This window comes from Saprospiraceae bacterium, assembly GCA_016716185.1.
In the GTDB taxonomy this organism is placed as follows: Bacteria; Bacteroidota; Bacteroidia; order Chitinophagales; family Saprospiraceae; genus Vicinibacter.
The window spans coordinates 25,533-40,636 of the sequence record JADJWV010000003.1; the positions used below are offsets into that span (position 1 = coordinate 25,533).

General features: G+C 39.9%; 8 protein-coding genes. 3 read left to right on the plus strand and 5 right to left on the minus strand.

Annotation, left to right across the window (positions count from 1 at the left end):
• Positions 1–10: 10 nt before the first annotated feature.
• Both IPM34_13355 and lysA read left to right on the plus strand, forming a co-directional pair.
• Positions 11–1,318 carry a hypothetical protein gene (locus IPM34_13355; GenBank protein ID MBK8956524.1) on the plus strand — a complete coding sequence of 436 codons (1,308 nt, stop codon included), beginning with the start codon at positions 11–13 and terminating at the stop codon, positions 1,316–1,318.
• Between the two features lie 95 nt (positions 1,319–1,413).
• On the plus strand, positions 1,414–2,640 hold the full coding sequence (gene lysA, locus IPM34_13360; GenBank protein MBK8956525.1) for a diaminopimelate decarboxylase: 1,227 nt from the start codon (positions 1,414–1,416) through the stop codon (positions 2,638–2,640).
• An 863-nt stretch (positions 2,641–3,503) separates the two neighbouring features.
• Here lysA and IPM34_13365 read toward each other — a convergent pair.
• Entirely contained in the window at positions 3,504–5,723 is a 2,220-nt protein-coding gene (locus IPM34_13365) for a T9SS type A sorting domain-containing protein (GenBank protein ID MBK8956526.1), read from the minus strand.
• A gap of 135 nt (positions 5,724–5,858) precedes the next feature.
• Between IPM34_13365 and IPM34_13370 the strand changes: the two genes are divergently transcribed.
• A complete protein-coding gene (locus IPM34_13370) occupies positions 5,859–7,265 on the plus strand; it encodes a hypothetical protein (protein MBK8956527.1) in 1,407 nt (468 codons plus the stop codon).
• A gap of 1 nt (position 7,266) precedes the next feature.
• On the opposite strand, the gene IPM34_13375 is transcribed toward IPM34_13370, so the two are convergent.
• From IPM34_13375 to rho, 4 genes are all read right to left on the minus strand, one after another.
• Positions 7,267–11,760 (minus strand): gliding motility-associated C-terminal domain-containing protein, encoded by a 4,494-nt coding sequence (locus IPM34_13375; GenBank protein MBK8956528.1) that lies wholly within the window; start codon positions 11,758–11,760, stop codon positions 7,267–7,269.
• Between the two features lie 631 nt (positions 11,761–12,391).
• The gene (gene rnpA, locus IPM34_13380) at positions 12,392–12,760 is read right to left on the minus strand and encodes a ribonuclease P protein component (GenBank protein MBK8956529.1); all 369 of its coding nucleotides are present in this window, start codon (positions 12,758–12,760) and stop codon (positions 12,392–12,394) included.
• A 14-nt stretch (positions 12,761–12,774) separates the two neighbouring features.
• Entirely contained in the window at positions 12,775–12,930 is a 156-nt protein-coding gene (gene rpmH / locus IPM34_13385) for a 50S ribosomal protein L34 (protein MBK8956530.1), read from the minus strand.
• Between the two features lie 179 nt (positions 12,931–13,109).
• The gene (gene rho / locus IPM34_13390; protein ID MBK8956531.1) at positions 13,110–14,849 is read right to left on the minus strand and encodes a transcription termination factor Rho; all 1,740 of its coding nucleotides are present in this window, start codon (positions 14,847–14,849) and stop codon (positions 13,110–13,112) included.
• Between the last annotated feature and the right edge of the window lie 255 nt (positions 14,850–15,104).

Sequence of the window (15,104 nt, forward strand, 5' to 3'; positions counted from 1 at the left end):
TTCTGATATATTGATTTATGCAAAAATATTAACTTTTATATTACTGATCATTCCTTTGATTACTGATGCAAATGGTTTTGTTGATCGCGATTCCGTAAAATTGCGCAAACATTTGCAAATGGTTTTTCCTGGAATTCAGATAGAACCATTGGCCACTCAGGTACCTTACAAGTTTGTTTGGAAACTAAATCTCATACAGGCGTTGGATCATAACGCTCCCGAAACAGGAAGTTTCATGCAACAGGTAATCCTATTCCACAGAGGATTTCATAAACCCAATGTCCTCGTCACCGAGGGGTACCAAATTGTAAATCGTATCTATGAACCAACCATGATCCTCGACGCCAACCAGATCTCCGTTGAATACAGATTTTTTGGAGAATCAAAGCCTTCAGCCATCCCGTGGGAATTACTCAACCACAAACAAGCATTGCAGGATTTCCATAAAATACAATCAGGTCTTCAGTCTGTCTACAAAAAAAACTGGCTGGTCACTGGAATATCAAAAGGTGGAACAACAGCAACACTATACAGCCTGAACTATCCGAATGCTGTCAAAGCTACTATAGCCTATGTAGCTCCATTTGTTTTAGAGCAGGAAGACAAAAGAACTATCGAGCATTACAACCATGTCGTCGGAACTCCAGAATGCAGATTGAAAGTTAAAAAGTTTCAAAAACTGATTTTGAATTCCCGTGAGGAGTTGAAACCCATGTTAAAACAACTCGAAGTTTCAGAAAACGTCAAATTTGAAATGGATCTGGATAAGGTCATTGATTACACAGCTTTGGAATATCCCTTTTCATTCTGGCAATGGGGATTTGGATGTAAGGAAATTCCTGGTGACCAATCCACAGTGGAAGATGTATTTGATCACGTTGAGCAAGTCGTAGATTTTAATTATTACGATAACAAATATTGTGCATTGTATCTCCCGGCTTATTATCAGTTTATGACAGAATATGGATACTACGGCTTTGACACATCTGGCTTGAGCCATTTATTGAAACACCAATATTTCAGCAATCTCGAATTTTGTCCAAATGATGTTTCAATCCATTACGATGGGAAATACATGAAAGAAATGTTGGACAAAGCAATACATTCCAGTAAGAACATCATCTATATTTATGGGGGACTGGATACTTGGACTTCTTGTGCTGTGCATCCTTCTCCGGCAACCAATGCTTTGAAACTGGTAAAATACAACGGTGGCCATCGCACCCGCTTACGTGATTTTTCAAAATCTGAAAAAAACCAGGTTTATAAACTAATAAAAAAATGGATGCGATCTCCCATTGAGCCACTTCCCTACTGATCCTAAAGACCTCTTTGGATCCAAGCTTTGATACACTATTTAAAAAAATTGCAATTACATTTGTGCAATTATTTACGGTCAATACAACAGAAAATATGGAATTAATCAACGGCGAATACAGCATTCAGAAGTTAAAAGTCCTCGACCTGGTCGAAAAATATCACACACCCTTTTACTTATATGACACTGAAGTCATCAAAAGACAGATCGACCGATTAAAAAATGCTTTTGATATTCCAGATCTGGGTATCCACTTTGCATGCAAAGCACTAAATAACATCAACATACTGAAATTGATGAATCAATGGGGTGTCGGACTGGATACGGTTTCCGTTCAGGAAATCTGGACAGGGATGAAAGCGGGATTTAAAGCTGAAGAAATCATTTATACGCCCAATTGTGTGGGTCCTGACGAAGTCGAAATGGCAATCAAACTCGGAGTGCAAATCAATATCGATCATATTGAAACGCTGGAATATATAGGGCACCATTATCCGGATACAAAAATTGGGATCCGGATCAACCCTCACGTTATGGCCGGAGGCAACGAAAAAATTTCAGTAGGTCATATCGATAGCAAATTCGGCATTTCCATATATCAGCTTCCACTGGTGCTCCGGTTAGTAGATGCTCTTCAACTCAAAGTGAATGGCTTGCATATGCATACCGGCTCAGATATTCTCGACGCAGGAGTTTTCAGTCTGGCATCTGAAATCCTCTACGATGCTGCGAGAAAATTCAAAGATCTCGAATTTATCGATTTCGGAAGCGGAATAAAAGTTCCTTATAAACCCGATGACGTTTATACCGATATCGAAGAATTGGGACAGGTCCTCTCAAAATCATTCAATGCATTTTGCAAAGAATATGGAAAACCATTAAAACTCTATTTTGAACCAGGCAAGTATCTGGTATCCGATTGCGGTTACTTTTTTGTCAAAACCAATGTGATCAAACAAACGCCCTCCACAGTTTTTGCTGGCGTCGATTCCGGATTAAATCACCTGATCAGACCCATGTTTTACGATTCCTATCACCACATCTTTAATGTAAGCCACCCAAATGGAAAACCAAGAGTTTACAACATTGTTGGTTACATCTGCGAAACTGACACCTTCGCCAGCAATCGGGTCGTGGCAGAAATTCATCCTGGTGATATTTTGTGTTTCAAAAATGCAGGGGCTTATTGTTTTACGATGTCATCCAATTACAACTCGCGCTTCCGCCCGGCAGAAGTAATGATCCACGAAGGAAAGGATTATCTGATCCGCGAACGGGAAGTACTGGATGATTTGCTGCGACATCAGGTGGAAGTGGTTTAAAAGATGAAACCGAAAGCACGTATAAAATACTAACAATTGTTAGTTAAATTAACTGTTAGGCTTTTAGGATCATCCAGCGTAAGAACTAAAAGTTCTTACAAATAAGAAACAATTTTTAAAAATTTCGTTCTGAATTCTTTACCCCACTCTCTGAAATTGGTGCTATTGAGATTTCACCCCTACAGGGCTGGATTTTGATCTCTATTCTCCATTCTCTATTAATATGTCACCCCTACGGGGCTGGATTTAGATTAATCTAATATGCCTAAATGCTTTATGCATTCTCTATTTATATGTCACCCCTACGGGGCTGGAATTTGGTTATATTAATGATCCTGTAATCTTTATATAATCGCAATTTTCTTCCCGACATAAAGGTGATGTATTTCTATTTCAGCAATTTCATGTCGGGACACCATTCTCTATTCATATGTCACCCCTACGGGGCTGGAATTTGGTTAAATTAATGATCCTGTTATCTTTATTTAATCGCAATTTTATACCCTCACTCCGCGCTTTCTGCTTATCGCTTTGCGCTTTAAGCTTCTTATCCATTCCCTATTGACATGTCACCCCTACGGGGCTGGAATTTTAATATTTGCATTCTCTATTAATATGCCACCCCTACGGGGCTGGATTTAGATTCTCTTTACTCTAGAAACTTTGCTCTTTTATCTTTGCTCTTTAATCTTTTCCCTTTAAGCTTTTGGCTTTGCACTATCAACTAATCTATCATCCATCATCTAAAAAAGATATCCCGGTATGCAAGCTCCATACCGGGAGTACCTCGTCACAATTTTCAGCATCAACTCAGGCGTTCCCGGTTGAAAAAATTAAGGTTTTGCGTTGACGTTTGTAAATACTTAATATTTTGACGGTACGATCATCAATTTTTCAAATGCGATGATACCTCTGTTGTTTTCAAATTTTACAAAATAAATTCCTGCTTCGAGCATACCATTCAGGTCAAGCGATAGTGGCTGCCCTTCCCATGGAAGCCTGAAACACATGTTGCCGCAAGCATCGAGGATACTTACTATACCTTGTTGTTTCAGGCCCTTGAATTCAATTTGAAACAAACCGTTGTTGGGATTTGGGTAAATGTTCATCATGTGTTTCTCAGGACCGGCAGGTGGTTGGGTGCTTACCACAATAAAATCTTTTGATAATGTGTGCAAAGTAGTATTCGTAATAATTGCCGCATTCATATCGAATACGATTTCTGCAGTATTATTTATGCGTGCTTTTAAAGGTGCAGAAGACAGAGGCTGCAGAGCATAGGTGATGTAACCCTGCGATCCGGTTTCATTCGCTGAACGATGTGGTAACTGAATACCATCAAATCTTACCGTAAGTACATTCCCAACCAAACTATATCGGTATGGATGTGAAGAACCGGTCATTTTAAAAGTTTCCAGATCCAACCAGCTATCCAGTGTATCGAAGATCGCAACCTGAAAAGCCGTATCATTCCCTGTATTCTGAAAGCGAATCCGGTATTCGATCTGCCGATTGGGTTCAATAAAATTTTCCTGACCATATCCTCTGGGCCAGGCGGTTTTATCGTTAGGATCAAATGAACCCCGCGATTCCTGACAATCTATTGCTATATGAAGGTCTTCTTCATCTTCAGGAAATTGCAACACATAACCCCTGCTGAAATCTCCCTGTTGGTTTTTTCCACAGCCTTCAATCGCAACTGTCGGATTGGATTGTCCAGGATGAAATGCAACCTGATCAACCATGAGGCGATAAGTTTTCCCGTTAGCAGGATATTCAAGATCGAGAAAAGCCCCTTTATTGAGCAAGACATTTTTCTTGAGTCCGGGCATGATATCATCCTCCACAATCCAATATTGAGAAGGTTCTGTCATGTTTTGTTCGCCGGAATTCAGGATCCTGAATTTAACTTTACCTTCAGAACAAATGCCATTGACTTCAACATGAGCACCCGACCAGTTGGGCGATGAAAGACAATTTACCTTTGGTAATATTTCTGCCTTCAGACAGTGCGTTTGCCCAACCAATGTTCGATTGCAATCCAACTCAACCGTGATTAGAAAAACGCCTTCCTCAAAAACATCGAGATTTCCTATGGCAAATTCTACAACAGGCCATTGAATTAACGAAGGTTGTATACTGGCTCCTTTATAAATCATAAACGAATCCAGGGTGATCCGGATCAGGGAATTAGGCTCTGCGATGGTGCCGGTATTCTTATAGTGTATTTGATAATTGTAATTGACACATCTTCTGACAATCGGAGAACTGACCTCAACTTCAAGCAAGGGACAAACAGAAACCGGCTGAAGTCCGAATTGAAGACTGATCAGTTTGGTGGTGCTGTCGATATAGAGTCTCTGGCTTCTGTTACAGGCATTCCACAAAGACGATTTTGAAGAAATGCTAAAATAATGAAAGCCAAACTCAGCTGAAGAAAAACTCAACAACTGTGGGTTCTTCAGAATTCTGGTTCTTCCATTAAAACTATCGATAATGGTATAATCAGATAACAATTGTTCCTGGTTGTCGTAGCTACAATTTGAATTTGCATCCCTGTACACACTCAAATACGTAGGAATAAATTGTACGGACTGACAACTCTTATAACCGTTTACCGGAATACTGTTTGCATTGGTATTGAGAAATTCTATGATTACCGGGGCGTTGGCAATTTCATAACAATGGCTTTGAAGCGGATCCGACAACCATTTGATGCGAAAAAGGGTTTCGCCATCCGGTAGAGTCATTCCCTGAGCTGCAAAATCCCAGGACACGGTCAGGGCATTAAATCCCTGATGAAAGGAATAGTTACCGCTGTTGAAATTCGGCAAACGGACCTGGTCGATTCCTGCCAGCTGGCCCAGACGGTTCTCGTCTCTGAAACTTAATTGAAATGCCAGAATATTTTTAAATCCGGTGGCCCTTAGCTCAATGAAATTCGTATCGCCTACCCAGCCTTTATCAACCGGAAAAATAACAACCTGATCCTGCCCGGATAGTGGCCTGCAAAAGCCACTTAAGGCGAGAATAAGTACGGCTAATAGTCTATTTCTGATAAATCCAAACATGGGCTTTGCCATTATTTCTAAACAAATGTAGGATATGCGATCGGTCCTGTAAAATAAAAAAAAATTGGTTTGTAGAATATTCTTTATATTTGAATTAGTTTAATTAATTAATATTCAGTTGTTTATAAAATTTATTTGTAGCCCAAAATGAAAAGTCCCTTTGTTCTGGAGTTATATAACACCTTAAATGCCAAACAGCGCCAGCGATTCATTGAATTCCTGAAATCACCCTATTTCAATACAAACAAGAAATTAATTGAAGGTTTGCTTGCCCTGCAATCCCTGATTCTTAAAAAAACTGATTTGATTAAGCCGGAATTATTCCATGCGCTCTATCCGGGAGAAAACTATGCCGATATAAAATTGCGTTTGTTTTTTTCAGAACTGCTCAACCAATTAAAGACTTTCATTTTTATCGAATCCAAACACAAATCAGAAATAGAAAAAAATCTACTCCTCCTCAAACATCTTCGCAAAAATCAAAAGATCAGGGAATTTGAAAGAGAAGCTTCAAAATTACAAGAGACCATCGATTCAGGTGATCATTGGGACCCGCAACGCTACGAATGGAAGCATCAGCTGGATATGGAAATTCTATCCTACGAATCATTCAGAAACAGATTCACGCATTTCGATTTTGGGCTCTGCGCCGAACATCTGGAAGTATCTGCCTTGATTCAACGACTCCGAATTTATCTCGAACAACTTTCGCATGAATCCATTGGCCGTAAATCTTCCGAATATCCTATGGTGGATGTCTGGATGCAACAAGCTGTCGTTCAAAACTGGGCGAAATATCCCGAGTTAAAATTATACCTGCTGGCGATCCAACTGTTCCGGAATCCCGAACAGGAAACCTACTTCGATGAATATCTTGATTTGCTTAAACAACATGAAAAATATTTCGACTTCGAATACGGTCGTGAATTATACCTCACTGCTTTGAATTATGGCATCCGTAAAATCAATCAAAACAACACCAAATATTTTCGGATCACACTGAACTTATTTCAACATTGCATTGAAAATACCTGGATTCTGGACTACGGAGTGATGAGTTCCCTGACTTATAAAAACATTATCGTATTGTGTATCAGGATGAATGATCTGGAATTAGCCGAACAGGTCCTTGAAAAATACAAAGCCCTTGTAAATGTCAAAGACCGAAATATGATCTATCAGTTCTGCAAGGCGAAAATTCAGAAAGAAAGAGGCCAATATCAACAGGCATTATATCTGTTAAATACCAGCATTTTCAAAGATCCGCTTATCGAACTCAATGCCCGGGTGGAAATGATTAAAATTTATTATGAATTGAAGGAATCGGAACTGATGGGTAATCAAATTATTGCTACTAAAAATCTGATCCGCAGATCTAAAAAATTGGGTTATCACCGGGACTATTACATTAATTTTCTGGCATCGGCAGGCAAACTCAACCACACTTTGAAACTACCTGCCAAAGAAAAAGACAAATGGCTTTCTGAAATTTTGAACGACAAAAAATTAATTGAAAAAACCTGGCTTCACAGCATGGTATCTAAACTAAACTGAATTAACGCAGCAGGGTAATATCACCACTGGCTTGATGCCTGCCGCCAAATTTATCCCGCCATTCAACGCGGTAAACAAATACGGCAGGATTCGCCGGTTGTCCTTTTAACTGTCCATCCCAGCCTATGCTGTTGTTGTTCGGAGGAAAGGATCGGCTTTCGAATACTTGTTCGCCCCAACGATTGTAAATTGCAAATAAATCGATCAACTCCACATCCTGATTCGCAAATACAGTCACGCGGTCATTAATCTGATCGCCGTTCGGACTAAAAACATTAGGTACATACACTTCTCCGGAACCCACTACGATCAAATATAAATTGAGAACAGAATCACAACCCCGTTGGGTAAAATGATTGAAGGAATAGCTTCCACTCTTTTCGTATAGTTCACCATTCGCATTCCACACATGCTTGTTTAATGCACATATGGTGTCGAAATGCTTGAATTCAGGATGGATGATGAGTAGTAATTGAAAATCAGAATCACATCCATGTATGGTTTTTGAATTCAAATTATAAATTCCGCTTGCTGTGTATTCCTTTGCGGTAGGCTCCCAATAATAAACTACGCAACTTTCTACCGTGTCTACGTTTTGATATTCCGGATAAAAGTTTAAATTCACCTGAATGGTTGAATCGCAACCATATTGATTGGCTGCCGGTAAAATGATCTCTCCTCTTGTATTATCTACGTCAAACCATTGCTGGTGAATCCTTACTCCTGTAGACGGACATACGAATGTGTCCAATTGAAATTTGGTTTCAGGCAAGATTTGAACATTAACATCGATGATGGAGTCACATTTATTTTGATTAGCGGACGATAGTACCAGGCGTCCGGCAGTTCTGTTTTCATCAAATCGTTGTTGATGTATGACCAAAGAACTTCCTTTGCATATCGCTGTATCGAGCTTCGAAGTCGAAGTTGCACGAACACTCAACTGCACAGTTATCAACGAATCACAACCATAATGATTCACACCAGGTAAAATGATTTCACCTTTCAAACGGTTTTCGTCAAACTTCCTGCTATGGATGATTAAGGATTCCCCTGGACATATTGATGTATCTATTTTTGAACTGGTTGTTGGTAAGATTTTAAGTTCGACATGGATGGAAGAATCACAACCGAATTGATTTGCATTCTTGAGCAAAACATTTCCGCTCCTGTTTAACTCATCAAATAGTTGGTTGTGGATCGATACCACTCCTCCCGGACAAATGCTGGTATCCAGTCTGGCCTGGCTGGTTTGTAGTAAATTTATTTTAACATGGAGAATGGAATCGCAGCCAAATTGATTCATACCAGATAGCAGCACATCTCCATTTAATCTGGATGCATGGAATAACTCTTGGTGGATCTCCAGCGTATCTGATGGACAAATCGAACGTTCTATAACACCTTCGCTATAAGGTAAAATTGAAATATTTACTTCAATGATGGAATCACATCCATTTTGATTTAATCCTGCGAGTACAATAGTCCCTGCAGTCCTCGACGAATCAAATTTTTGTTGATGTAAAATTAAACTGTCGGTAGGACAAATGGATGCATAGAATATCGATGATGTATGCGATTTGAAATGAATTTGAACCTGAATCATCGAGTCGCAACCCTTGTGATTCAGATTCTTTAGTAAAATCACACCCTGCGTTCGATTAGAATCGAACACCTCCTGATGAATTTCCAATTGTGTGGATGGACAGATCGCTGTATCCAATATAAAAAAACCTGGCTGTAGGATATATGATTCAACCCTCACCAAAGAATCACAGCCAAAACCTCTGGTGTTGTTGAATCTCAACAGGCCGTTGGGATTCCTATCTGAAAACCACACATCGCCAAGCTGTACAGAATCATTCAAACAAATTTCGGGATGAAGTGTATCCGGAATATTCTGATCGCAGGGAAACAAGCCAAAATCAATAGAAAAATTATTCTCTCCGTCTTTCCCTGTTAAATAATTTAAAGCAATCTTATTTTGATATACAGGAGGCAATGGCAAATTTTTAGATGCGTCCGAATCATTTTCTGAATTTCCAAAATTGATCCGGGAGTGATACATGGTAGTTGCATACGGAATGTAATTATGAATAAATTCTCCGTTTACATAATGTGTATCTCTCCCGATTTGAATTACATACTCGGTATAGGGATCTAAGCCTTGGAAATAATACAATCCATTTGTATCTGTCTGGGTTTGCCGCAATAGTGTATCGTTCTTAAAGAGTAATACTTCGACGGCAGCCAGAGAATTTTCATTAGGATCCTGCACCCCATCCTGGTCGCGATCAGACCAGATGTAATTTCCAATGGAAACACCAATTCCTTTTGAAGTAGATGAACCTATTAATAATTCAATATCCCCAAGGCCTGCGGCTTTTCCAAATGTACCATACTCGCCGGTAAAAATATTATAATTCACCCTTTTGCTTCCCAATGAATTATCGAGTTGACTCCAACCATTCGACCAGATATTTGCCGGATCCATAAGCGTAGCCACAATGGTATTGTAACTTGGATGTGCGGCAAGAGCCCCAAGCGTACTTTCCTGATGACTGTAAAATCCATCCTGAAAATAAAACTCACCACCACAAACACCTTGATTGTTATTCACTCCCAAGGTGGTATGGAATCCAGCTGTGGCATTTTGCTCCAGCAGATATGATCCTTTTAAATGAAAGAGTTTTAAATTATCTCCACCGGCAAAACTAATATACACAACTCCATCTCTGGTATTGGTACCATAATCGCGGCCACCGGTCTGATATCCATAGCGATCACCCAATGAAACGATCATGTTACCATCAGAATCGAATTCTATATCAGACAATACCGGAACCGGGCCACAAACCACATCCGCTCCAATAAAATAATAATAGAAATTTCGATTCCAGGGCCTGAAGGTCGAACAGTAATTCGAGTTAAGAAATCCTTTTACATAATTGAGATCAAACGAAACCACATTATTGAAATTGCCATCTTTATATGCATAAACTACTGCTTTCAAATCATCGGGATTGTTGGTTGATTCGGCTGAGCACACGCCACCAACATACAAAACGCCTTGATGATATTTCAATCCCCACGGCCTCCAATCTCCAGCATCGCTGCAACCGGGATCTGGGATGGGGATTTCCTGTATTCTGTTTGCCGTAACCGGTAAGACCAAAGGATTGCCAAGGGCAATGCTGATGAGGGACCGGTTGAAAAGATTAACAGCATATAAAGTATCTTCTGATTCATTTATATCGATATCGCCCAAACCCCATTTTCCAATCTTATCGAATGCTGCGGTATCGTGCGAAGCCTGCAACGGATTCAACGGTAAATTCCTTACAAGCGTAGCTTCGTTTCCAGTAGGAATACCAAAAGAATCAAAATTTAATAAGATACTGGTGTTACCATAATATCTGTAACCTGCTCTGAACGGAGGATTGGGTAGAAACCCATTCAAGTCTGTTTTATAAATAGCTCCCAATCCACCGGGACCCAAGGATGCATTTCTTTTTAAAAAAGCTCCGGAAAATAACTGTCTCGAACTTTTCTGAAAACTCAGTCCCCAAACCGATCCCGTTTCTCCGGCACTTGCCAGATAATAATTTCCATTCGGTCCGGTGCGAGGACCCCCTTCTGTTGTATTGTAAAGATTAGCGACTAATGTAGGTTCATTAAAAGCAGGACTGGCCCTGTTCAGCGCATTGCATTTTGCAAAACAAGTGGAAACCATCCATGGATTTGGGTCGATGAGGCTGGTGATCTGATAAATTCCAAGATCATTATTGCATGTACCCACATGTGCAATTTGAGTACGCGTCTTATTATCTGAACCAGGATTGGCATCGAACAAAATGGGATCGATCTGGTATTCTATGCGAAGATTTTGTCCCGGATTCAGATTTCCGATAGCCCACAACCCATTTGTACCTGTTCGGGTAATTCCATACAATTGTTTCGCATCGTTGTACAATCTGACTTCAATTCCTGAAATCCCATTTTCCGAACTTTCCTGAATTCCGTTGTTGTTGTAATCTGAAAAAACTTTACCTCCGATAAAATCACTTCCTGCACACAGAGGCGGATCACAGGGACCAGGCAGTTGAATAATCCGCGAGCTTGCCTGGCAAGTGCCACCTTCAAATTCGGCAGTTAAGTTATAATTCATACCATCAGGGACCAACACAAACTTCACATACGGCGGACAGCCTTTCATTGCCGGATTGAAATATTTTGTCTGGCCGTTAAGAATCACTCTGATCCGTTCACCTGCTACCGGCATGTTCCAACTTAAATATGCAGCTACTATGACTTTAGACTGGTTTCCGGTGGCCATACTGTACTCACAATCGCCGACGATCACTTTGTCGATATTCAGGTTACAGGCTAAATGATTTAAGTTCTTAGATGTTGAAATGTCTGAGGTATTACCAATCCGTAACCAACCCGGCAACAACGGAAGAGAAAACAGCACCAGATTGTAGAGTTTCCACATGATATGGAGTTTCCTTCGATAAAAAGCAGTTAAAGATAACATGAATTCTTTGGGATCTGAAAGTTTATTTTTGATGGCAAAAGAATAAGAGACTAAAGCAAGAAGCTGGAGGCAAGAAGTTGGAAGCCTAAAGCTTAAAGCTTAAAATGGTGCTTTAAATTTAAAACAGTTACAATACTAACATTTGTTAGTGTGTATAAAATTTGATTTCTTGCTGAATCTGTAAATCATCACATGATTAAAGATCACTCGAATTAGAAATGTAAAATTTTAGGAAATATCTTTAAATTTCTAAATATTAAAGGATTAAAAAAATTTTCTGCGAAATTTCAGTCCGTAAGGCAAAAATATTTACATAAAATAGATTCATTTAAATCAATCTTAAGCCCGATATGTATCTCTTGATTATTACAAGGACTATTGGTCTCCCATTAAAATAAAGATGATTATTTCTTGTTTTTATGGCTATGTTATTTTATCGGGATTTCGACCTTTCGAAAATTAACTTTATAATTTAAGCAGCCACCGTTGGCCTCCTGCAGATGATGCTGATAACTCAGATGAATACATTGAATGATTTATATACAAGGAATTGCTCTTTACTCTCCCTTCACAACAGGAAAGATTGAACTCATTTCAGTCCTTTTAATATGCGTATCACGGCTTTCTCTATTTCGCCATAATCCAATTTAGTTTTACCTACATAAATAAACATCAACAGAAGTTTTCTGGAAGTTACATGGTCTTGCCAATGCAAACGATAGGCCTCGCGGATCCTTCTTTTCAGTAAATTGCGGTCGGTCGCCTTTTTAAATGCCCTTTTTGAAACAGAAATTCCAATTTGGGGGTCGGTAATTTGAAAATCCGGTTCATCCGGGATTTCACGGAATTTCAATAAAAGAGGATGAGAAAACCTGGAATCAGCTTCCTCAAATAATTTTTCAATTTGTTTTCTGGATTTTAATCGGAGCCTTTCTGGAAATGAATAGCGTTGGCTCACGGCCTGGCCTGTGATTATTTCAGGCCTCTTTCGTCGGAAACACTCAGCTTGGCCCTTCCACGCGAACGCCTGCGAGCAAGCACTTTGCGTCCGTTTTTAGACGCCATACGGCTCCTGAATCCGTGCTTATTCGATCTTTTTCTTCTGGAAGGTTGAAATGTCCTTTTCATAACTAATTAATTATCAACGACTTTTAAAAGGGATCGCAAAGATACTACAATTCTGATCTTTTCCATAATCAATTTATATACAAATTCATTTTTTCGAAATGATCAGGCCACTTTTGTCTTCAGCTCGCGAGTTGTGACCAATCCCCTGGTTCTTTTTCTCAACTCTTATGTCAGTAATATTAACTATTCATCGAAATGAGAAACTCATCATTGGTCATAGTGCCCACCATATGTTTTTTCACAAACTCTACGGCTTCCTCCGGTTTCATATCTGCCAGGTGGTTCCTCAATACAAACATTTTTTGAATAGTGGTATCGTCGAGCAACAGGTCTTCGCGTCTGGTACTGGACTTGGTAAGATCGATAGAAGGATACAAGCGCTTATTGGCCAATGTGCGATCGAGTTGTAATTCCATGTTACCAGTTCCTTTGAATTCTTCAAAAATCACTCCATCCATTTTAGAACCGGTATCGATCAAAGCAGTAGCAATGATGGTTAACGAGCCTCCATTTTCAATTTTTCGGGCAGCACCAAAGAATTTTTTAGGCTTTTGCAAGGCATTCGCTTCCACACCACCTGAAAGCACCTTACCGGAAGATGGTGCAACGGTATTGTAGGCTCTGGCAAGGCGGGTAATGGAATCCAATAAGATCACCACATCGTGACCACACTCCACCATCCTTTTGGCTTTTTCCAAAACAATATTGGCAACCCTGACGTGGTTATCTGCCGGTTCGTCAAATGTGGAAGAAATAACCTCTGCTTTCACGCTTCTTTTCATGTCGGTAACCTCTTCAGGCCTTTCATCGACCAGAAGAACGATCATATAACTCTCCGGGTGATTGGTAGCTATGGCATTCGCAAGATCCTTCAACAAAAAGGTCTTTCCTGTTTTAGGTTGGGCAACAATCAGGGCACGCTGTCCTTTTCCAATAGGCGTAAACAGGTCAATCATCCTGTTGCCGTAATCCCTCCCAGCCGGACTGGTGGTTAGTTTGAATTTTTCATTGGGGAACAAGGGAGTCAGGTAATCAAATGGCACACGATCCCTTATCCATTTAGGGTCCAATCCGTTGATCTTTGAAACTTTAAGCAGTGCAAAATACTTTTCGCCTTCCTTGGGAGGTCTGATTGCCCCCTCAACAGTATCGCCGGTTTTTAGCCCAAATAATTTTATTTGCGATGGAGAAACATAAATGTCGTCCGGAGATGAAAGATAATTGTAATCTGAGCTTCTCAGGAATCCATATCCTTCTTGCATCATTTCGAGGACTCCGGTACCCTCGATTACACCCTCCAACTCAACTACAAAAACGGGTTCAGGCTTTGGAACAAATTCCATTTCAGATTGGTCTGAATGACCAGGCTCCTGCTCATCGTTTGTGGTTTTTCTTACTTCTGCTGGTCTCGATTCTTTATAGTTTCTAGGGTTTCTGTAGTTGCCATTTTCTTTGTTTCCGTCTCGGTTGTTATCCCTTTGGTAGGGCTTAACAAAGGGCTTGCGTTGCCTGTGTTGTTCGCTGGTATCTTTTTGCTCTGATGATTCTGCTATTTCTGATTCTGCAACTTCTGATTCAGAGGACACAGTCGCACCGACGGCTTCCGTTTCTTCTTCCTGTGTTTCATCAACCGGGTTTTCAACTTCTTTAATGAGCTGTTCGGCTGCTTTTCCAACTCTACGTCTACGCCCGCGTACATTATGCTCATCGACCAAAATGTCATATGAAGCCTGCTGACCTCCTTCGCCTTGCTCACCGGGACCTTTATCATCACCGCTCTTATTTAAGGCTTGTTGGTCGAGAATTTTATAAATCAGGTCTTGTTTGGGTAATTTTTTGGAATTCTGGACACCGAGTTGCTCTGCTATATCCCTAAGTTCCGGAACAAGCATGTCATTCAATTGTAAAATGTCGTACATAATAAAAAGTAAAACGAAATAAAAATGTGTTTAGATTAGATAAGGGCTTGATTCACAATCGATTTTCAGAGAACCTGTTCAACCAAAAACTGGATGGATATGATTAACTTACCGAGGATGATCAGGAAATACTCTGGAGATGCGATAGATATGAAAAACCATTCGGTTTGACCCTGCAAATATACTATTCTTTAAATGAATTTAGTATTTTTAAAAAAAAATTTAAGGGACTTGCTTAACATTGCCGGGCAGAAA